The sequence below is a fragment of the Paraburkholderia sp. Cy-641 genome, assembly GCF_011752945.1.
In the GTDB taxonomy this organism is placed as follows: Bacteria; Pseudomonadota; Gammaproteobacteria; order Burkholderiales; family Burkholderiaceae; genus Paraburkholderia.
Map to the genome: position 1 here is coordinate 19,601 of NZ_VWWM01000002.1, position 20,518 is coordinate 40,118.

The 20,518-nt window shown below is 67.2% G+C and carries 17 protein-coding genes, 1 pseudogene and 1 riboswitch; of the genes and pseudogenes, 5 read left to right on the top strand and 13 right to left on the bottom strand.

The features are described from left to right. Positions 1-2: 2 nt before the first annotated feature. From F3J20_RS01430 to F3J20_RS01490, 12 genes are all read right to left on the bottom strand, one after another. Positions 3-1,187, bottom strand: coding sequence for a beta-ketoacyl-[acyl-carrier-protein] synthase family protein (locus tag F3J20_RS01430; RefSeq protein WP_167281526.1), 1,185 nt, complete (start codon positions 1,185-1,187; stop codon positions 3-5). Next, positions 1,184-3,784, bottom strand: coding sequence for an MMPL family transporter (locus F3J20_RS01435; RefSeq protein ID WP_167281528.1), 2,601 nt, complete (start codon positions 3,782-3,784; stop codon positions 1,184-1,186). Before F3J20_RS01435 ends, F3J20_RS01430 begins: the two co-directional genes overlap by 4 nt. Then, positions 3,784-4,518 (bottom strand): outer membrane lipoprotein carrier protein LolA, encoded by a 735-nt coding sequence (locus F3J20_RS01440; RefSeq protein WP_167281530.1) that lies wholly within the window; start codon positions 4,516-4,518, stop codon positions 3,784-3,786. The genes F3J20_RS01435 and F3J20_RS01440 overlap by 1 nt, the downstream gene beginning before the upstream one ends. 32 nt (positions 4,519-4,550) lie before the next feature. Further along, entirely contained in the window at positions 4,551-4,982 is a 432-nt protein-coding gene (locus tag F3J20_RS01445) for a thioesterase family protein (RefSeq protein ID WP_167046779.1), read from the bottom strand. After that, positions 4,979-6,586, bottom strand: coding sequence for an aromatic amino acid ammonia-lyase (locus F3J20_RS01450; protein WP_167281668.1), 1,608 nt, complete (start codon positions 6,584-6,586; stop codon positions 4,979-4,981). Before F3J20_RS01450 ends, F3J20_RS01445 begins: the two co-directional genes overlap by 4 nt. Positions 6,587-6,665: 79 nt before the next feature. Continuing rightward, positions 6,666-8,540, bottom strand: coding sequence for a glycosyltransferase family 2 protein (locus F3J20_RS31970; RefSeq protein WP_240162675.1), 1,875 nt, complete (start codon positions 8,538-8,540; stop codon positions 6,666-6,668). Further along, positions 8,540-10,258: an AMP-binding protein gene (locus tag F3J20_RS01465; protein ID WP_167281532.1), complete on the bottom strand. Its 1,719-nt coding sequence runs from the start codon at positions 10,256-10,258 to the stop codon at positions 8,540-8,542. Before F3J20_RS01465 ends, F3J20_RS31970 begins: the two co-directional genes overlap by 1 nt. Beyond that, positions 10,255-10,926: a hypothetical protein gene (locus tag F3J20_RS01470; RefSeq protein ID WP_167281534.1), complete on the bottom strand. Its 672-nt coding sequence runs from the start codon at positions 10,924-10,926 to the stop codon at positions 10,255-10,257. The genes F3J20_RS01465 and F3J20_RS01470 overlap by 4 nt, the downstream gene beginning before the upstream one ends. Then, entirely contained in the window at positions 10,926-11,177 is a 252-nt protein-coding gene (locus F3J20_RS01475) for an acyl carrier protein (protein WP_167046770.1), read from the bottom strand. Before F3J20_RS01475 ends, F3J20_RS01470 begins: the two co-directional genes overlap by 1 nt. Before the next feature lie 3 nt (positions 11,178-11,180). Next, complete coding sequence (locus F3J20_RS01480) at positions 11,181-11,480, bottom strand: phosphopantetheine-binding protein (protein WP_167046768.1); 300 nt, start codon at positions 11,478-11,480, stop codon at positions 11,181-11,183. Next, positions 11,455-12,249 carry a 1-acyl-sn-glycerol-3-phosphate acyltransferase gene (locus F3J20_RS01485; protein ID WP_167281536.1) on the bottom strand — a complete coding sequence of 265 codons (795 nt, stop codon included), beginning with the start codon at positions 12,247-12,249 and terminating at the stop codon, positions 11,455-11,457. Before F3J20_RS01485 ends, F3J20_RS01480 begins: the two co-directional genes overlap by 26 nt. Next, a complete protein-coding gene (locus tag F3J20_RS01490) occupies positions 12,233-13,087 on the bottom strand; it encodes a beta-ketoacyl synthase chain length factor (protein ID WP_167281537.1) in 855 nt (284 codons plus the stop codon). The genes F3J20_RS01485 and F3J20_RS01490 overlap by 17 nt, the downstream gene beginning before the upstream one ends. Before the next feature lie 563 nt (positions 13,088-13,650). Beyond that, positions 13,651-13,865: riboswitch (yybP-ykoY riboswitch) on the top strand. A 12-nt stretch (positions 13,866-13,877) separates the two neighbouring features. On the opposite strand from F3J20_RS01490, the gene F3J20_RS01495 reads away from it, so the two are divergent. Continuing rightward, positions 13,878-14,450 (top strand): TMEM165/GDT1 family protein, encoded by a 573-nt coding sequence (locus F3J20_RS01495; protein WP_167046757.1) that lies wholly within the window; start codon positions 13,878-13,880, stop codon positions 14,448-14,450. Between the two features lie 97 nt (positions 14,451-14,547). On the opposite strand, the gene F3J20_RS01500 is transcribed toward F3J20_RS01495, so the two are convergent. Beyond that, positions 14,548-15,252, bottom strand: a complete 705-nt coding sequence (locus F3J20_RS01500) for a DUF4136 domain-containing protein (protein ID WP_167281539.1) — start codon at positions 15,250-15,252, stop codon at positions 14,548-14,550. Between the two features lie 445 nt (positions 15,253-15,697). Here F3J20_RS01500 and pepN point away from each other — a divergent pair, with 445 nt between their 5' ends. The 4 genes and pseudogenes from pepN (at position 15,698) to F3J20_RS01520 (ending at position 20,469) form a co-directional block, all read left to right on the top strand. Next, positions 15,698-18,403: an aminopeptidase N gene (gene pepN / locus F3J20_RS01505; RefSeq protein ID WP_167281541.1), complete on the top strand. Its 2,706-nt coding sequence runs from the start codon at positions 15,698-15,700 to the stop codon at positions 18,401-18,403. A gap of 171 nt (positions 18,404-18,574) precedes the next feature. After that, the gene (locus F3J20_RS01510; RefSeq protein ID WP_167046748.1) at positions 18,575-18,856 is read left to right on the top strand and encodes a type II toxin-antitoxin system RelE/ParE family toxin; all 282 of its coding nucleotides are present in this window, start codon (positions 18,575-18,577) and stop codon (positions 18,854-18,856) included. Positions 18,857-18,872: 16 nt separating this feature from the next. After that, positions 18,873-19,312, top strand: a pseudogene (locus F3J20_RS01515) (HigA family addiction module antitoxin). A gap of 140 nt (positions 19,313-19,452) precedes the next feature. Next, complete coding sequence (locus tag F3J20_RS01520) at positions 19,453-20,469, top strand: class 1 fructose-bisphosphatase (RefSeq protein WP_167046742.1); 1,017 nt, start codon at positions 19,453-19,455, stop codon at positions 20,467-20,469. Positions 20,470-20,518 lie beyond the last annotated feature (49 nt).

Here is a 20,518-nt window from a genome sequence, read left to right on the forward strand (position 1 = left end):
CGTTACCGGCCGAGGATCACGCTGACATTGCTGCCGCCGAACGCGAACGAATTGCTCATCGCGTATTGCGGGCCGACGCCGAGCGGCAAGCGGCGCGCGTCTTCGACGAGATCGAGCGCGGGCAGTTCGGGATCGGCTTCGCCGTCCCACAGATGCGGCGGCAGCGTCGCGTTTTCGCGCGCGAGCGCGAGCCACGCGAAGCCGAGTTCGGTCGCGCCGGCCGCGCCGAGCTGGTGGCCGGTCAACGGCTTGGTGCCGCTCGCGGCGACGCCGCCGGGAAACACGCGCGCCATCAGTTGCGCTTCCATCTCGTCGTTCTTGCGCGTCGCGGTCGCGTGCAGATTCACGTAGCCGACCGCCGACGCCGCGATGCCCGCATCGGCCAGCGCCCCGCGCAGCGCGAGCTCGCCGCCGAGGCCTTGCGGGTCCGGCGCCGAAATATGATGCGCGTCGCTCGATTCGCCGAGGCCCGCGAGCCGCACCGCCGCTTCGTCGCGGCTCATCAGGAACACGGCCGCGCCCTCGCCGACGTTGATGCCACAGCGGTTGCGGCTCATCGGATTGGTGCGCGCGCCGCTCGTCGATTCGAGCGAGGCAAAACCCTGCACGGTCAACTCGCACAGCGAGTCGACCCCGCCGACGACGACCGCGTCGCACAGTTGCAATTGCAGCAGACGGCGCGCCGACGCGAACGCTTTCGCGCTCGACGTGCAGGCGGTCGAGATCGTGAACGCCGGTCCCTGCACGCCGAGCGCGGCGGCGGCGAATGGCGCGGCCGTGCCGATTTCCATCTGCCGGTAGTTGAAGTTCTCCGGCAGCTCGCCCGCCTGCGCGTGATAGACGAACGCGGTTTCGGCCGCCTCGATACCCGAGGTGCTGGTGCCGAGCACGACGCCGATGCGCTCCGAGCCGTAGCGCTCGCGCGCGGCGTCGATCGCGGGCGCGATCTGCGCGAGCGCGGCCAGCAGCAGACGGTTGTTGCGGCAGTCGTAGCGCGCGAGATCGGCGCGCGGCGCGAGATCGAGCGGCGTAAGCACGCTGCCGACGAACGCATCGCCGATACCGGTATGCGCGGGGCCCATGCCGGGCGCGCGCGCGGCGGCGAGCGCCGGCACGATTTCGTCGAGATTGCCGCCGAGCGCGTTGATCATGCCGAGCGCGTGCAAATAAACGGGTGGCGCTTTCATGCGGCTCTCCGTGATTCCGATAACTTGCGCGATGATCCGCGCGATGGCCTGTGCGCCGACCTGCCCGCTGCCATGCCCTCGTCCTCGGGCATGCCGATAGGCGCAAGCAGCACCGCGACCGCGATGCCGAGCGCGAGCGTCGTGCCGAAGCTCCTGAGCGCGGGCATCGCGCTCATGCCGAGCATGCCGAACGACAGCAGCGTGGTCGCCGCCGACAGCAGCACGCCGGTCCATACCGCGCCGAGGTCTGCGTCCGCACGCAAACAGCCTTCGCGCAGAAACACCGCATAGTTTGCGCCGACGCCGAGCACGAGCATCAGCGCGAGCCAGTTGAACAGATTGAGCGGCACGCCCGCATAGCCGAACACCGCCAGCGCGACGCCAACCGCAAGCAGCACCGGCAAGGTCGTCGCGATGCCGCCGCGCGGCTTGTAGCGCAGCATCAGCAGCACGCAGACGAGCACGAGCGCGCCGCCGAGCCACCCACCGCTATCCCGGCGATAGGCGCCGAACAGCTTCGACACGCTCGCCGCCTTGTCGACGAATACGACGCCGGGCAGGCCGTGCGCGAGTGCGATCAGCGCGGGCTCGTTGCGCGGCGTCACGCCTTGCGGAATCACGACGGCCGCGTAGCTTTGCGCATGCGGCGGGTTCGCCTGGTTCGCCTGACTGGCCGGATTCGATTCCACTGCGCCGAGCCATAGATGCCGGTACGGCTGCGACCACGGCACCGCGAGCCAGCGGTCCACGGTCAGCGGCGCTTGCGGTTTCGCAAAGGCCGCGAGCCATGCATCGGCGACTTCGTCCTTGAAGCCCGCTTGCAGCAGGATCGCGCGCAATGCAGGGGCATCGTTGAATACGCGTTGCGCGAGCAGCGCGCGAGCTTCGTTCTGACGCTGCGCGGACGGCACGAACTGCGTGATCGACTGATAGCCGCCGACGCTATCCGCGGTGCCGTTCAGCGCATCGAGCTTCGCGCCGAGCGCTTCGGCGCGTTGCAACACCGCTTCCTGGGTCGCGCCGCGCACCACGAAAAACTGCGCGCTGTTGTCGACGCCAACCGCTTCGCGCACCTGGTTTTCCTGCGCCACGAGCGACGCATCGCGCTGGATCAGCAGATGGATATCGTCGTCGCTCATGAGGCGCAGCCAGCCCGGCGCGGCGACGATCAGCAGCACCGCGGCGAGCGGCCAGGCGCGCTTGCCGCCGATCGCGCGCTGCCAGCCCGCGAGCAGGCGCGCCGCGCCGTCGAATACGCGCTGCGGACTGCGGCGCGGCGCGCGTGTGAGCAACGCGGGCAGCAGCCACAGCACCGAAGCGAACGCGGTCGTAATGCCGGCCATCGCGAAGCATGCGATCTGCTTGAGCGCGGGAAACGGCACCCACATCAGGATCGCGTAGCCGAGCAGGCTCGTCGTCAACGCGACCGTCAGCGCGGGGCGCACCGTGCGTGCGCCGAGCCGCGCATCCCAGGCGCGCCCCGCGCCGAGATAGACGACGAAGTACTGGATCGAATAATCGACCGCCTCGCCGATCAGGCTCGCGCCGAACACAAGCGTCAGCAGATGCAGCTTGCCGAAGACCAGCAGCGTGGCCGCGAGCGCGCAGACGATGCCAAGCGCCGTCGAGACGAAGCCGAGCAGCAGCAGACGCGGCGAGCGGAATACCCACATCAGCAGCAGCGCGATCCCGCACAGCGAGGCGATGCCGATCAGATGCACCTCGCGCTCGGATGCGCTGCGCGCGGCCTCGGCGTAGAACACGGCACCCGTGCGCGCAACCGTGACGTCGGGGAAAGTCTGCCGCAGCGTGCTTTCGGCGTCGGCGAGCGCCGCGTGGACCGCGCGCTGCGTTTTCGTTTCGTAGGCGGAGCCCGGCAGCGTCGCGACGATCAGCACGCTCGTCGTGTCACCCTGCGCGTCGTGCCGATGCGATACGAGCAGGTTGTCCTCGACTTCGAGATTCGACGTCGCGAGCGGCAGATTGCCGAGCCAGCGTTCGAGCCAGCCGAACGGATCGTCGGCGAGTTGCGTGTTAAGACCGGCTTGCAGCGGGCTGTAGAGGCGCTGCGCGAGCTGGTCGCGCAAGGTCGCAGCGACGGCGGACGTGTGCGTCGATGCCGATGCCGATGCCGATGTCGATGTCGATGTCGATGTCGATGTCGATGTCGCCGACGGTACTCCGCCCGCGAGCGCCGCGCGATCGGCCGGCGCGAGCAGACCGAAACGATACGGCATATAAAGCGCCGCGATCTGCGACAGATCGAACGGGGGCAATTCGGCCGTCACCGAGGCGAACGCCGCGCTCTTTTGCAACGATGCGCCCAGTTGCTTCGCCGCTGCTTTCGCGTGCGCGTCGTCGCGGCTCGTGACGAGCAGCACCGTGCGATCGCCGAGCGCGCTCGCGAGCGTATCGACCGCTTTTTCGGCGACCGGGTCCGCCTCGGTCGCGGGCAGCAGCGCGAGCAGATTGGTTTCGAGCGGCGCCGGTCCCGCGAAGCGCCAGCCGCAATACAGGGCCGCCAGCAGCGCGAGCACGAGCCATGCGGCGCGCACGCCCCATGCCTGTTTCGCGGACCGCTGCTGCAGCATGTCCATCACGGCGCTCCGAACAGATTGCGCTCGGCCGCGGTCGGTGCGTCGACGGTCACGCTCTTCGCGAACTCGAGCTTCGTCACGTCGCCGTTCGCGAGCCTGATGCGCAGGCTTTGCAGATAGTCGCCGCCCGCCATGTCGAGCCCCTTGATCGATTGCGCGAGCTGCGGCTGGTTTGGCGTGAGCCGCATGCGCCACTGCGCGGCGCTACCCTCGGCGGCCACGTCGAACTGCGAGTACAGCGCGGACAGATCGCCGCCAAGCATCGCGCGCATCATCTTCGAGACCTGCGCGACGCCGCGTGCGCCCTGTGCGCTGTGCGTGGTCACGCGTTGGCCTTCGGCGTCGAGTTGCGCGACGCCCGCATCGGTGATGACGTAGGTGGCTTTGTAGGGCGTGTCGATCTGCCAGATCACGCCGCGCTCGCGGAAAAACAGCAACGTGCCGCTGCTGACGAGCGGCTGCTTCATCGCGGCGAGCGTTTGGGTCTGCGTGAATTGCGCGCGCACGCCTTTGGCCTGGGCGAGATGCGAGGCGATCTGCGAGACGAGCGCAGGGTTGTTGGCGGTTGCGGGTGTCGTTGCGGTTGTCGTATTCGCGGTGGCAGTGGCATTTGCACCGGCATTTGCGTTTGCAGCGGCGGCATGCACCGGTGTTGCCGGCCATGCGATCGCGCACGTCACAGCCATTGCGCCCGACACCCAGAACGAGGCCGCAAACGCCGGCCGCCGATTCATTGCCCCTTCCATCGGCTTCCTCATCATTCCCCTCATCGCCCCCATACACGCTCCAGTTTTTCGAACACGACCGGCGGCGACACGAACTGCAATTCCTGGGTCGCGGCATCGACGGCGACCTGAATCGTATAGCCCTTCGTCAGGCGCGTGCCCGATGCGCAATCGACGATTTCATAGCCTATTTTCAGGCGGTTTTCGTATTCGAGCAGTTGCGCGCGCACGTCGAGCGTCTGCCCGTAGACGGCGGGCCGCACATACTTCAGATGCGCCTCGACGATCGGCCACAGATAGCCCGACGCCTGCATCTCGCGATAGTCGTAGTCGAATGCGCGCAGCAGCGCGGCACGGCCCATCTCGAAGTACTTCAGATAATTGCCGTGCCAGCATACGTTCATCGCGTCGACGTCGTGAAACGGCACTTCGACCGTCGCGCTCGCGCTCAGCGTTTTCGGCGTTCCGCTCATGCGTCGCGTCCTTTGCGTTGGCGGGATGAATCCGCCGTGGTCCGATAGCCGTCGAGCAGTTCGCACGCGCCGATGCACGCGGTCAATGCCCGCAGTTCGCCTTCCAGCGCGCGGTCTTCATCGACGAAGGGCGATTGCGCGCTCACTGCGTCGATGAACTCGCGCAGCGGCACCGGCACCGGCGTCGCGGCATCGATGCGCAAGCGCAGCTTCACGGCCTGCACGGTCGCGAGCGTGTGCGCGGCGGCCACCTGTTCGGTCAATTCGAGCACGCGCAAACAGTCGCGCGCGGCGATCGTGCCCATGCTGACCTTGTCCTGATTGTGCGCCTCGGTCGAGCGCGAGAACACGCTCGCGGGCATCGTGTGCTTGAGCGCTTCGGCGGTCCACGCGGACGACGAAATCTGCACGGCCTTGAAGCCATGATTGATCGCCGCGCGCGCGGGCGCGGCGCCCGACAGATTGCGCGGCAGGCCGTTGTTGAAATTCACGTCGACGAGCAGCGCGAGCTGCCGGTCCATCAGATCGGCGAGATTGGCGACCGCCACCTTCAACGCATCCATCGCGAACGCGATATGGCCGCCGTAGAAGTTGCCGCCGTGCAGCACGCGTTCGTTGTCGGGGTCGATCAGCGGATTGTCGTTCGCGCTGTTCAGCTCGTTTTCGACGTCGCGGCGCACCCATGTCAGCGCATCGCGCGCCACGCCGATCACATGCGGCGCGCAGCGAATCGAATAACGATCCTGCAGACGATGCCCGGGCGTATCGTCGCGGCCCGCGAGATCGTCGCGAATCCAGGCGGCCGCTTCGGCCTGGCCCAAGTGCGGCTTCGCCTCGAACAGCAGCGCGTCGAAATGCGCGGCGCGGCCGTCGAGCGCGACGGTCGACAGCGCGGTCAGACGCGCGGCGAGCCGCGTCAGATGATCGGCGCGCGCAAACGCGAGACACGCGAGCCCCGTCATCACGGCCGTGCCGTTCATCAGCGCGAGCCCTTCCTTCGGCGCGAGCGTGAGCGGCGCGGCGCCGAGTTCGGCCCACACGCCGCGCGCCTCGCGCGACGCGCCCGCGAACCGCACCTCGCGTTCGCCCACGAGCGCCGCCGCCACGTACGAGAGCGGCGTCAGATCGCCGCTCGCGCCGACCGACCCTTCGGACGGAATGCGCGGCAACACGCGGTGATTGATCAGGTCGGCGAGACGTTCGAGCAGCACGGGCCGCACGCCGGAAAAACCATACGCGAGCGAGTTCAGGCGCGCCGCGATCACCGCGAGCGTTTGCGCGTCGTCGAGATACGCGCCCATGCCGCAGCCGTGATAGCGCGTCAGTTGCAACGGCAACGCTTCGACGAGTTCCATCGGCACGTCGACCACGCAGGCATCGCCGTAACCGGTGTTGACGCCGTAGACGGTCGCGCCTTGCGCCAGATGGCGGCGCAGAAAATCCGCGCCGCGCTCGATGCGCGCACGCCACGCGGGATCGGCGCTCAACGCGACCGGTGCGCGGTGCCGCGCGATCGCGACGACCTCTTCGATCGTCAGGCGACGGCCGCCGATCACGATCGCCTCGGCGCTTGTGCGCGGAACGGTGTGCGGGTCGACGTGCATATCGATGCGCGGGTTCATCTGCGCATGCCGATCCGGGTCCACGTTCGTACCCGCGCCGGCCTCGTGCGCCGTACTCAGATCATGTTCGGCCATTTGCGCCTCGCCTCGGGCTCGCCCAGAAATCGAAGAAATTGAACCATTGATAAGGAGCCTTGCGGCAATAGTGTTCGAGACGCAGCGCATAGCGTTGCGCCCATGCAGCCAGATGCTGCGCGCGTTCGCGGCGCGGCAGCTCGATGCGCTCGGCGAACGGCTCGAAGTACATGCGATAGCCGTCGCGCTCTTTCAGACAGAAGAACAGATACACCGGACAGCCGAGCGCATGCGCGAGCACGTACGGCCCTTGCGCGAACGGTGCGCTCGCGCCGAGGAATTGCGCGTCGGTGGTGCGGCCCGCTTCGCGCGCGGGCACGCGGTCGCCGACGATCACGAGCAGCTCGCCCGCCTCGATGCGCTGCTGCATCAGCACGGCGGTCTCGGGACCGAAATCGCCGACTTCGAGCAGATGCCGCGCGAAGTCGCGATTGGCCGACGCGAGCACCTCGTTGAAACGCCGCGCGTGTTCGGTATAGACCACCGCCGTGACTTTCGCGTGTGCGCCGCGCACGGCAAGCGCGCGCGTCATCTCGAGATTGCCGAGATGCGCGCCGATCACGAGCGCGCCCTTGCCGCTCGCGATCAATGCTTCGAATGCCGAAGGATCGTCGAACCTGACGTCGGCCGCGTCGACGCGGCCGCTCCACGCGGCGAGCTTGTCGAAGCCCGACTGCGCGAACGCGAGCATGTGCCGATAGGCGGACAGCCAGCCCGGCTGCGGCGTGTCGGTATCGGCATCGGCGGACGATGCGGCCGCGCTCAGATGCCTGAAGTAGTTGGCCGACGCCTTGCGCGCGGCACGGCCCGTCAGCAGGAAATACGCGACGATCGGATGCAGCCAGAGCGCGGTGAAGCGGCGGCCGAACAGCTTGCAGCTCAGCGCGAGCAGACTCATGCCGAGATGGCTGCCGCGTTCGGCGATGCGCCACCAGGCTTCGGGGGCGGCGGCTTGCGCGGGTTCGTCCGCGGGTTTGCGTGGCGGGTTGCCGATGGGTTGGCCCGCCGCGTCACGCGCGGTGTTGGCGGTGTTGGCGGTGTCCGCGGCGTTGGCGGCAACTTTATCCGCCGCTTTGCCGTTCGCTTCCCCATCAGCCTCATCGACCAGCACACCACGGCGCGGCATCACCTTGTGCGCGAGCAGCATCGGCAAACGCCACAGCATGCCGAACACGAGCCGCGTATGGCTGCGGCTGATGCGCACGTTGTCCCACAACACGTCGAAATGCGACACGCCATCGGCGGCGTAAGTGACGCGCGTTGGAATCGAGCGGAATGCCGCGCGCCGCCAGTAGAGGCGCACGAGAATCTCGATGTCGAAGTCCATGCGCGTCGGCAGTCGCACACTGTCGATCAGTTCGCAGGCGAGCGCGAGCGGATAGAGGCGAAAGCCGCACATCGAGTCGCGAATCGTCAGCGACAGCGTTTCGATCCACACCCATACGTGCGTCAGATAGCGGCCATAGAGACGCGCCTTCGGCACGCTGTCGTCATAGACCGGGCGGCCGAGAATCACGGCGCCCGGCGCGGTGCGCGCCGCGTCGATGAAGCGCGGCACGTCGGCGGCATCGTGCTGGCCGTCGGCGTCGATCTGCAAGGCGTGCGTGTAGCCTGCCGCGCGCGCGGCCCGCAAGCCCGCCATCACCGCCGCGCCCTTGCCGCCGTTGTGCGGCAGACGCAGCAGCGTAAGCCGCTCCGCGTACTGCCGCGCGAGCACGGCGAGCACCTGTTGGGTCGGCTCGTCGCTGCCGTCATCGACGACGAAGATCGGCAGGCCATGCACCGCGAGATGCGCGACGGTCGCGCCGATCGCGTCCTTGTGGTTATAGATCGGAATGACGATGCAGGCCGCGATGCCCATCACGCATCCTCCCGATGCACGAGCACGCCCGCTGCGCATTCGCGGCCGTCGAGCCGGTAGGCGAACTGCACGCGCCGGCGCGCGGCGTCGTGCGTCAGCGTGAGCCCGAGCACCGCGCCCGGCGGGACCGGCGCCATGAACTTCAGACGCTCGACCGAGGCAAGCGCGCGCACCTTCGGCCAATGCCCGGCCGCAAGCCGCACGGCCCAGTCGATCTGCACGACGCCCGGCAGAATCGGCAGGCCCGGAAAGTGGCCGGCGAAATGCACGAGCGTGGGCGGCACGCGCAGTTCGTAGTGCAGCGTGTCGCCGCTGCGCGTTTCGGCGAGCACTTCCATGCCCTCGGCGCGCGGCTCGAACGCGGCCGCCACCGCGCTCGCGGGCAGCTTGCCGCGCGCATCGAACGGCAGGCTCACGCGAAAACGCCAGTGACGCGGCAGCACGACCGCATCGAAATAATCGGCAAGATGACGGCGCAGCGTTTTCGCGAACGCCACCCGGCCTTCCTCGCGCAAGGCCGCGCCGCCCGCCTCGCTCAACGCGACCACCGCGCCGACCCGTTCGCGCGAGGCGCCTTCGAGCGGCACGAGCGCCGCCTGCGCCACGTACGGATGCAGCGCGAGACGCGCTTCCAGTTCCGGCAGCGAGACCCGCTTGCCGCCGAGCTTCAGCACACGGTCGAGACGGCCTTGCAGACGGAAACGGCCATCGGCGTCGAAGGCAACGCGGTCGCCGGTGCGATGCCAGCCATCGTGATCGAGATGCGGCGAGCGCACGCACAGCGCGCCGTCGTCGTCGCGCCGCACCTCGGCGCCCGCGACCGGCTGCCACGCGTCGCCGTGATCCTGACGACGCCACGCGATCCCGCCGGTTTCGGTGCTGCCGTAGATTTCGAGCGGCGCCGCGCCGTAGGCGGACGCATAGTGCTGCGCGGCGTCGGCCGCGAGCGGGCCGCCCGAGGAGAAGAACGCGCGCGGCGCCGGGGTCAGCGCGACAAAGCCCGGCAACGCGGGCCAGCGCGACAATTGTGCGGGCGTCGAGACGAGCGCGGTCGCGCCGCACTGCGCGATGCGTTCCTGCAATTGCAGCGGCTCCGTGCCGATTGCTCGGTCGAACGCGCGGCCGGCCGCGAGCGGCCACAGCACGCGAAACAGCAGCCCGTAGATGTGATGATGCGGCACGCTCGCGAGCATCGTCGCGTCGCCGAGCAACGCGCCCCACTGCTGTTCGAGCGTCTGCACTTCGGCGTTGAACTGCGCGAGCGTCTTGCGGATCGGCTTCGGCGTGCCGCTGCTGCCGGATGTGTAGAGCGTGAGCGGCGCATGCGGATCGATCGGGCTGGCAGCATGCGTCGCGGCAGCATGAGTCGCGTCGCGCGCGGCGAACGGCGGCAGATCGGCGTCCGTCAGCATGAAGTTGTAGGCGTCCGCGAGATCGGCCAGATAGCCCGGCGTCGCGTTGGCCGGGATCACCGGCTCCTTGCCGCATGCGAAAAGCGCGAACAACGCGCAGGAGAAATCGAACGGGTCGTCGATGCACAGGGCGCAGCGCGGCGCCGCATGGGTCTCGGCAAGCGCGATCAGTGCCGCGACGCGCGCGCGAAACGCCGCGCGGTCGATGAGCGTCGCGCCGTCGCGGCACACCGGCGTATCGAGCGCGTCGGGCGTATCGGGCGCACTCGACGCGACGGCCGGAAGCAGATCGTGCAGCGCGATCATGCGGCCTCCGAACCCGCTCGCGCGGCGCGCGGCAACACGACGAGATAACGCCAGACGATCTCGCCGGCGAGCAGCAGGCCGATCAGCCCATAGGCAATCGCGCCGTTATAGAGCGACCAGTTCGCGCGGCTCCAGTACAGCGCCGTATACGCCGAAAACGCGCCGTTGGCGACGAAAAACGCACACCATACCTGGGTCACGCGCCGCGTATAGCGCACCGCGTCGGCCGGCAGGTTCGGATTGCCGAGCCGCGCGAATTTTTCGATCATCGAGGGCCCGCGCGCGAGCGTCGCGCCGAACGCGACGAGCAGCCCGAGATTGACGAGCGACGGATAGAGGCGCAGCAACAGCTCGCTGTCGGTCACGACGATCGCCGCCGACGCGCAGGTGAGCAGCACGAGCACGCCCCAGTCGAGCGCGGAAAGCTGCCGCAGCGACAGCGCGAGCGGACCGCCGCCGGCCCAGCGCTGCAGCCACAGGATCGCGAGCAGCATGAAGCCGACGAGCCGTGGCGTGTCCCAATGCCATGCGCACAGGATCAGCACCGGATACGCGAGCATCAGCAGCCCCCGCACGACGGCCCTGCTCCAGTGAGTCCGCGTACCGGGCGCGCCGGCCGCGGCGGACAACGACGGCGCCGTCTGCGATCGCGAGCGCGCGGCGGGCATCAGCCTTGCGCCGCGAGCAGCGACTCGACCGCGCCGATCACGTCGCCGACGGTGCGCACCGACTTGAATTCCTCGGGCTTGATACGGCGGCCGGTCATTTCCTGCAGCTTGATCGCGAGATCGACGGCGTCGATGCTGTCGAGATCGAGGTCTTCGAACAGATGCGCCTCGGGCGTCACGCGCTCGGGCTCGATCGCGAAGTTCTCCTTGAAGATCGCGCGGATGCGCTCAAGAATCTCAGTCTCGGTCACGGTTCATTCCCCTTTCCTGGTGGTTTCGTTCGCAGCCTGCGACGCTTCGCGCTGACTCTCGACGAGCGCGGCGAGCGTGCTGATCGAGCGGAAGTGTTCGCGCGTGCGTTCGTCGTTCGCCGCGATGGTTAGTTGGTATTGTTTGCGCAGCACGATGCCGATTTCGAGCGCGTCGATCGAATCGAGACCGATGCCGTCGGTGTCGAACAACGGGGCATCGTCGTCGATATCGGCGGGGCTCAGGTCTTCGAGATCGAGCGCTTCGATCAGAAGCTTTTTAATTTCCAGTTTTAAAGAATCCATAATCGAACAGGTGCTGGGTCATGTGGGCTTCGACGGCGCGCGTCACGCTGCGCGCCGCGAGGGCCGGGGTCGCGTCGTGCGCGGCAAGTTCGCCGACGCCGAGCGGCGCGAGCACGTTCACGCGCATCCGGAAAGCGCGCGCCGGCACGTCGTACCAGCGCATCTGCCGCGTGAACGCGGGCGGGTCGCAATCCATCAGCACCGGCACGATCGGCGCGCCGGCCTTCAGCGCCATATGCGCGAAGCCGCGCGAAAACGCGTGCAGCCGGTTCGGCGCAGGGCTGCGCGTGCCCTCGGGAAACACGATCATCGTGTAGCCGGCCGCAAGCTGGCGCGCACCCGCTTCGACGAGTTCGGTGGCGTCCGCGTTGCTCACGTATTCGGCCGCGTGCACGATGCCCCAGAAACACGGATTGCGCCAGTGCGCGTTCTTCACGACGCAACACGCGCGCGGCGTGAGCGAGAGCAGCACCATCACGTCGAGATAGGTCGGATGATTGGCGACGACGACGGCCGGGCCGCCCGCGCGCAGCGCGGCCGCGCCCGACACGTCGAGCTCCATCACGCCGACGCCGCGCAGCACCGCGACGAGCGCGCGGAAAAACCAGTGAATCACAGCGGTCACGGCGCGCTGCCGCGACGCGCGATGCGGCCACAGCCACGCGAGCGGAAACACGAGCACCGAAAACAGCATGCCGCAGAGGCCGAACACGACGAAGGCCATGCCGGTCGCGCCAAGACGCCACAGATAATCAAGCCGCGCGGTCATGCCATCTCCAGTGCCAGAGGGCGCCGGCCCGCTCCCAGCACGCGGGCTGCCCGGTTTCGAGGCAGTGCAGCAGCGCCTGGCTCTGGGTGGGAAAGCGGGTTGCGGCGGTGTCGGCGGCGAGGGTGTTCGGGTTGGCGGGCGGGTTGTTAGCGGCGGCAGCGGCTTCGGCGGCAGCGTTGCCCGGGTTGGCGCCCAGGTTACTGGCCAGGTTAACGGCCAGATTAGCGGTGGCCGCAGTTACGTTGGCCGCGGCGCCGTCAACCGGCGCGGACCGCGAGCCGGCCGCGCGGGACAGCGAGCATACGATGTGCCCGGCCGCCGCCGTGTCGTCGAGCAGCAGCGCGAGCGCGCCGCCCTGTACTTCGTCTTCGATCGTGCCGTAAGCGCGATCGGCCGGTTCGTCGGCGTAGACGAGCAGCACCGGAGAGTCGGGTTGCGTCGCGTATTGGGCATACGCTTCGAGCAGCGCATAGCCGAGCGTTTGCGCGCCGGCCGACACCGCGCTCGCGGCCGAGCGGTCGCCGCGCGCAATGCCGAAGACGCCGGTCATCGCATTGAGCACCGACAGGCTGAACGCGGTCGGCGAAACCGGTTCGCCGGCGCTGATGCTGCGCAGGATGTCGGTGGTGCGCCGCAATTCCCCGTGCCGCGACGCGAAAACCACGCGCACCGGCTCGCGCGCGACACAATCGTGCGCAACCTTGAGCGCGGCTTTGGACAGCGTGCTGAGACGCCGCCGCACGATCGGCTCGATAAAGCCGATATCGGGTGCGGCAGATGCGGTAGCCGGCCAGCTAGACCAGCGACCGACCGGAATGGTCCAGTGCAGATCGGGCATACGGTGTTCGCGCGTAGAAACGGGAAAAGGCTCAAGCGCCTGACGGAATATACAGCCGTCACAGCGTGTGGCGCCGCGCGGATCGGGATGTTTTCAGCCGGGATCGACCAATCTTCTTAGGGGGAATTCAGCGAATTATCGGCAATTGGCCCCGATTATTTAGGCGCCTTTGTCAATGGGTCTGCGAGATTTGGCTCAGGCTCCTTTTGTCGCCGGAATCATACTGAATATTCTGGATTAAATCAGCCAGGAAAGACGTATCCATCTGTATCCGAGCCTTAAAACAACAAACTGTCAGACGAATTGACAAAAATGGCCGGAACGCTGCGGCGGGCCCGCCGGGAAGGCTTGCGCGCGGGGCCGGCGGCAATTTTCGGGGTGGCGGGAGAGACGGGAGCGGCGCCCTGCTTTCCGAAAATCGTTTGCGGCCTTTCCTGGCAATTGTTGCAAACCGCCGCAGCCGGCGCCGTATGCGCGGCGCGGCATCCGCGCAACATCCGTGCAATATCAGACCGGTATCGGCCCGATATCCGCGGTAAACGCACCGCCGGCTCTGTTATACTCCGGCCCTCATTGGGGAGTAGCCGCCTCGCAGCACGTCCGCACCGCGTTTCGCCGGTGCGTCGCACGTGCGGTTCGCGAGGGCGCCTGTCAACAGACTTGGCCGTCACGGCCATGGCAGCCGCAGCCTCTGGCCTGGCGAGACCGATGATCCACACGCGCCGCAACAGGGCCCGGCGTGTCGTGGGTCGTCGCTCGTTCATGATTCGGCCCGAGGAATCCCTTCAAAGTGAATCAAGCCTTCCTTATTTCGACCGGTGCGGTCGCGCTCGCCGAAATCGGCGACAAGACGCAACTGCTCTCGCTCGTGCTCGCCGCCCGCTACCGCAAACCCGTGCCGATCATTCTCGGCGTGCTCGTCGCGACGCTGATCAATCACGCGGGCGCCGGCGCGCTCGGCGCGTGGCTCGGCTCGATGCTCACGCCGGCCATCATGCGCTGGGCGCTCGCCGCCTCGTTCATCGGCATGGGCTTGTGGATTCTCGTGCCCGACAAGCTCGACGACGAGGAAGCCAACACCAACCGCACGCACTTCGGCGTGTTCGGCGCGACGGTGGTCACGTTCTTCATCGCGGAAATGGGCGACAAGACGCAGATCGCGACGGTCGCCCTCGCCGCGCGCTTTCACGATTTCTTCAGCGTGGTGGCCGGCACGACGCTCGGCATGATGATCGCCAACGTGCCGGCGATTCTGCTCGGCGACCGCTTCGCGCATCGTCTGCCGACGAAGCTCGTGCACGGCATCGCGGCGGTGATGTTCGTCGTGCTCGGGGCGATGGCGCTGCTCGGGGTGGGGGTTTAGGCGGCAAAGCGAACGGCCCGGCGGATCACGCCTGCCGGGCCGTTTTTGCGTGGTTTTGCATGGTGCGCCGGGTGCCGACGTACCGCGCGAGCGCGGCTTACTGCCCTGGCTTGGTGGCCGATGAGCCCGAGGTGCCCGACGCCGCCGCCGGCGCCGCAGCCGGCATCGACACCTCTGTCACCGCCATGCCGCCGTTGCCGACCGGAATCTTCACCGTATGCACGGCGCCGTTGCCGAGCGGAAAATCGGCGAGCGCGCTGCGCGCGAGATACGGCATCGCCCTGACCAGCGACGACTCGCCGCCGAAATTACGCGCGCTCACGTTGTAGACCTCCTTGCCGCTCGCGCGCTCGGTCATCCGGATGCCGAGCAGATGCGTGAAAACCGGGTAGCTCTGATTCACGTAAGCGGTCGGGAACGGTCCCCACGGCCCCCACGGATCGAACGGCCGGCCCCAGTACGGACCGGGCCACGGGTTGTAATAGACCGGTTCCGCGACGGTCACGATGTCCGAGCGAATGCCGTAGGCGAGTTCGACCAGATAGCGCGCCTCGTTGCGAGGAACCTCGCGGAACGACTGCGCGGCCAGTTCGTTCGCGACGATCCGCTCGTACGCGGTCAGCTCCAGATTGTTCTGCTGATCCTCGTGTCGCGTGAACGCATAGGTGCGGATCGCGTCGCTGCCGCTCCACGCGGAGAACGCCGTGACCTGGGTCGTCACATAGGTCGTGCAGCCGGCGAGCAGCAACGTCAGTGCCGCGAACAGCAGCATGATGCGGCGCGTCCATCGATCGGTGTTCATGGTCTACCTCGTGATGCGTCTGAAGTGCTGCAATTAAAACCGTGGATCGAGCGCGATTATTCCGTGCCGGTGGCGCGCTTCTTCGCGTGACCTCTTCGCGCGACCTGATCCGCCGAAGCGGATCGATGCCGGCCCGAGGCGCGGAACCCGCCGCCACGCGTTCACGGACCACACTGACCGCACGGACTGCCGCCGCGCGCAGCGCCCGATAATACGCTGACCTCGCCGGCCGGCAAAAGGTTCTTCCCGGCCAAGGCGCAACGAAGCCGGCGGCCCGCTATCGACGCCCGGCCAGGCCGCACAGTCAGGTCGTACCGCCAGGCTTCGAAGCTCGCCCCCGCATCGTTCCGCACAATCACCCGAGGCTTTGTACAATGGCTCGACCAAGCCCGGCTCGCGCGCCCTGCGCGCGCCTGACCGCTCGAGTCCACCACCACAGAACGCCATGGCCGATACCGCAACGCCCAATGTGATCCGCCGCGCCGATTACGCGCCGCCCGCCTTCCTGATCGACACCGTCGCGCTCGAATTCGATCTGGTCCCCGAACGCACGGTCGTGAGGAATACGATGCGCGTGCGCCGCAACCCGGACGCAGCGCGCGCCGCGCATCTCGAACTGATGGGCGAGCAGCTCGAATTCGTCGGCGCCGAACTCGACGGCCAGCCGTTTTCCCATGCGCATCCGCACGAGCATGGCCTCGTGCTCGACGACGTGCCGGACAGCTTCGAGCTGACGCTGACCAGTATCTGCAATCCCGCGGACAACACCACGCTGTCGGGCCTGTACGTCTCGAGCGGCAACTTCTTCACGCAGTGCGAGGCCGAGGGCTTTCGCCGCATCACCTACTTCCTCGATCGCCCCGACGTGATGGCGAGCTTCACGGTCACACTGCGCGCGAGCAAGGCCGACTATCCGGTGCTGCTGTCGAACGGCAATCTGCTCGAAGCAGGCGAGTTGCCCGACGGCCGCCATTTCGCGCGCTGGGAAGACCCGTTCAAAAAGCCGAGCTACCTGTTCGCGCTCGTCGCGGGCAAGCTCGTCGCGCTCGAAGAACGCGTCAAGACCGGCTCGGGCAAGGAAAAGCTGCTGCAGGTGTGGGTCGAACCGCACGATCTCGACAAGACCCGTCACGCGATGGACTCGCTGATCCACTCGATCCAATGGGACGAGGCGCGCTTCGGGCTCGAACTCGATCTGGACCGCTTCATGATCGTCGCGGTCAGCGACTTCAACATGGGCGCGATGGAGAACAAGGGGCTCAACATCTTCAACACGAAGTACGTGCTCGCGAACCCCGAAACCGCCACCGACACCGACTTCGCGAACATCGAGGCGGTGGTCGGCCACGAATACTTCCACAACTGGACCGGCAACCGCGTGACCTGCCGCGACTGGTTCCAGCTGAGCCTGAAGGAAGGGCTCACCGTGTTCCGCGACCAGGAGTTCTCGGCCGACATGGCGGGCGGCCAGACGGGCAGCAGCGACGAAGCCGCGCGCGCGACCAAGCGCATCGAGGACGTGCGCGTGCTGCGCCAGATGCAGTTCGCCGAGGACGCGGGCCCGATGGCGCATCCGGTGCGCCCGGAGAGCTACGTCGAGATCAACAACTTCTACACGATGACCGTCTACGAGAAAGGCTCGGAAGTCGTGCGGATGTATCAGACGCTGTTCGGCCGCGACGGTTTCCGCAAGGGCATGGACCTGTACTTCGCGCGCCACGACGGCCAGGCCGTGACCTGCGACGACTTCCGCCACGCGCTCGCCGACGCGAACGGCCGCGACCTCGCGCAGTTCGAGCGCTGGTATAGCCAGGCCGGCACGCCGCGCGTATCGGCGCGCACCCGCTACGACGCCGCGCAGCAGCGCTACAGCGTGACGCTCAGGCAAGGTTACGGCGACGCCGCGCCGGCCGCGCGCGAAACGCAGAAGGGACCGCTGCTGATTCCGCTCGCGCTCGGCCTGATCGGCGCGGACGGCCATGATCTGCCGCTGCGGCTCGACGGCGAGGCGCAGGCGGCGGCATCGACCACGCGCGTACTCGAATTCACGCAGACCGAGCAGACCTTCACGTTCGTCGACGTCGCGCAGGAACCGCTGCCGTCGCTGCTGCGCAATTTCTCGGCGCCGGTCATCGTCGAATACGACTACACGGCCGAACAGCTCGCGTTCCTGCTCGCGCACGACAGCGATCCGTTCAACCGCTGGGAAGCCGGCCAGCGGCTCGCCACGCGCGAGTTGCTCGCGCTCGCCGCACGCGCGGCCACGGGCGCGGCGCTGCAACTCGACGACTCGGTGGTTGCCGCGTTCGCGCGCGTGCTGACCGACGAGACGCTATCGCCGGCGTTCCGCGAACTCGCGCTGATGCTGCCGTCCGAAGCGTATCTGGCCGAGCAGATGGCCGAGTCGAACCCGGCCGCGGTTCATGCGGCGCGGCAGTTCGTGCGCAAGCGCCTCGCCAACGCGCTGCGCGACGACTGGCTGAAGGTGTACGAGCAGCATCGCACGCCGGGCGACTATGAAGCGACGCCCGAGGCGGCCGGTCATCGCGCGTTGAAGAATCTCGCGCTCTCGTATCTCGCGGAACTCGACGATCCGGCGCAAGCCGTGCGCCTCGCGTCCGCGCAATACGACACCGCGAACAACATGACCGATCGCGCAGCCGCGCTCTCCGCGCTGCTCAACGCGGGCGCGCCGCAAGGCGGCAGCGCCGAGGCGCAGCACGCGCTCGACGACTTCTACCGGCGCTTCGAGAAGGAGCCGCTCGTCATCGACAAGTGGTTCGCGTTGCAGGCGACGCAGCGCGGCAGCGCGCAGCATCCGGTCATCGACACGGTGCGCAGGCTGATGACGCACCCGGCCTTCACGCTGAAGAACCCGAACCGCGCGCGCGCGCTGATCTTCAGCTTCTGCGCGGCGAACCCCGCGCAGTTCCACGCCGAAGACGGCTCGGGCTACGCGTTCTGGGCCGACCAGGTAATCGCGCTCGACGCGCTCAATCCGCAGGTGGCCGCACGCCTCGCGCGCTCGCTCGAACTGTGGCGCCGCTTCACGCCGGCGCTGCGCGACAGCATGCGCGCGGCGCTCGAAAAAGTGGCCGCGCAGGTGAAATCGCGCGACGTGCGCGAGATCGTCGAGAAGGCGCTAGCGTAATGCCTCGCTGAGTTTCACACCGCACCGAAAAGCCGGCACGCGTTGCCGGCTTTTTTTCGTCTGGCGGTGGCGACATTAGCCATCTGGCCGACTGTTCATGCCTCGTTCGCAAGGAGAAAGTATACGCCTCGGTTTAATTATTTACATTTAACGTGACGCGTTATATCATCCATGATACTGACATTCGCCGACAAGGCCACCGCGAGAATCTTCCAGGGCAAGTTCGTGCATTCGCTGCCGCATCACATCCAGGCGCTCGCCTATCGCAAGCTGCTGATGATCGACGCCGCAAGCTCCATCGCGAATTTGCACGCGCCGCCCGGCAACCGGCTCGAAGCCTTGCAGGGCCTGCGCAGCGGGCAATGGAGCATTCGCATCAATGCGCAATGGCGCATTTGCTTTCATTTCGTGGGCGAAGACGCGCTGAATGTCGAGATCGTCGACTATCACTGACTATTGGGAGACCGACATGGTCATCAAACGCTCCGCGCTCAACAGCATCGATTTCTCGGACGTCGATACGGGCGAGGTCATTGCCGAGATCCATCCCGGCGAGATTCTACGCAGCGAGTTTCTCGAGCCGCTCGGCATGTCCGTCAACGCGCTCGCGCTCGCGCTGCGAGTGCCGGCGCCGCGCATCAACGACGTCGTGCGCGGCCGCCGCGCGATCTCCGCCGATACTGCGCTGCGGCTCGAGCGCTACTTCGGCGCCAGCGCGCCATTCTGGCTCAATCTGCAAATCGCCTACGACCTGCGCGTCGCCACCGCCGCCGCGGGCGAGCAGATCGCGCGCGAGATCGAACCGCTGCCGCGCGCCGAGCGCCCGAAAATGCCGAGCGTGCCGGCCGGCACGCGCGGGCCGCGGCGCTCGCGGCGAGCGTCAGCGGCAAGGCGCGCCGCAAGGGCTGAAGGCTGCCGCGCCATACGTGCGGCAAACGATGCCACGCCGCACCACACGGCGTCGCACGCCTCAGCACAGCAAATGCATGGAGCCGACACAACGAACGGTTAAAATCCCGATATTCCTCTAGCCTCCCCGGAGTACAGCAATGTCTTTGCAACGTCGTACCACTCTCACGAAGTACCTGATCGAGCAGCAGCGCGAAACCAACAACCTGCCTGCCGACCTGCGCCTCCTGATCGAAGTCGTTGCGCGTGCCTGCAAGGCGATCAGCTACCACGTCAGCAAAGGCGCGCTCGGCGATGCGCTCGGCTCGGCGGGCAGCGAAAACGTCCAGGGCGAGGTGCAGAAGAAGCTCGACATCCTCTCGAACGAAATCCTGCTCGAAGCCAACGAATGGGGCGGCAACCTGGCTGGCATGGCGTCCGAGGAAATGGAGCAGTTCTTCCCGATCCCGGCCAACTATCCGAAGGGCGAATACCTGCTCGTGTTCGATCCGCTCGACGGCTCGTCGAACATCGACGTCAACGTGTCGATCGGCACGATCTTCTCGGTACTGCGCTGCCCGGACGGCCATCAGGCCACCGAGCAGTCGTTCCTGCAACCGGGCACGCAGCAGGTCGCCGCGGGCTATGCGGTGTACGGCCCGCAAACCGTGCTCGTGCTGACCACCGGCAACGGCGTGAACTGCTTCACGCTCGATCGCGAACTCGGCTCGTGGGTGCTCACGCAAAGCGACATGCGCATTCCGGTCGAAACGCGCGAGTACGCGATCAACGCCTCGAACGAGCGTCACTGGTATCCGCCGGTTCAGCAGTACATCGGCGAACTGAAGGCCGGCAAGGAAGGTTCGCGCCAGGCCGACTTCAACATGCGCTGGATCGCATCGATGGTCGCCGACGTGCATCGCATCCTCAATCGCGGCGGCGTCTTCATGTACCCGGCCGACAAGCGCACGCCGGACAAGCCGGGCAAATTGCGTCTGATGTACGAAGCGAATCCGATGGCGTTCATCGTCGAGCAGGCCGGCGGCGCCGCGACCAATGGCGAAAAGCGCATCCTCGACATTCAGCCGAAGAGCCTGCATGAGCGCGTCGCGGTGTTCCTCGGTTCGAAGAACGAGGTCGATCGCGTGACCCGCTATCACCTCGAAGCGAAAAAGTGATCTCGAAATAAAAAAATGCGCCGAGGGGCTTGCCAAAGCACCAAAGTAA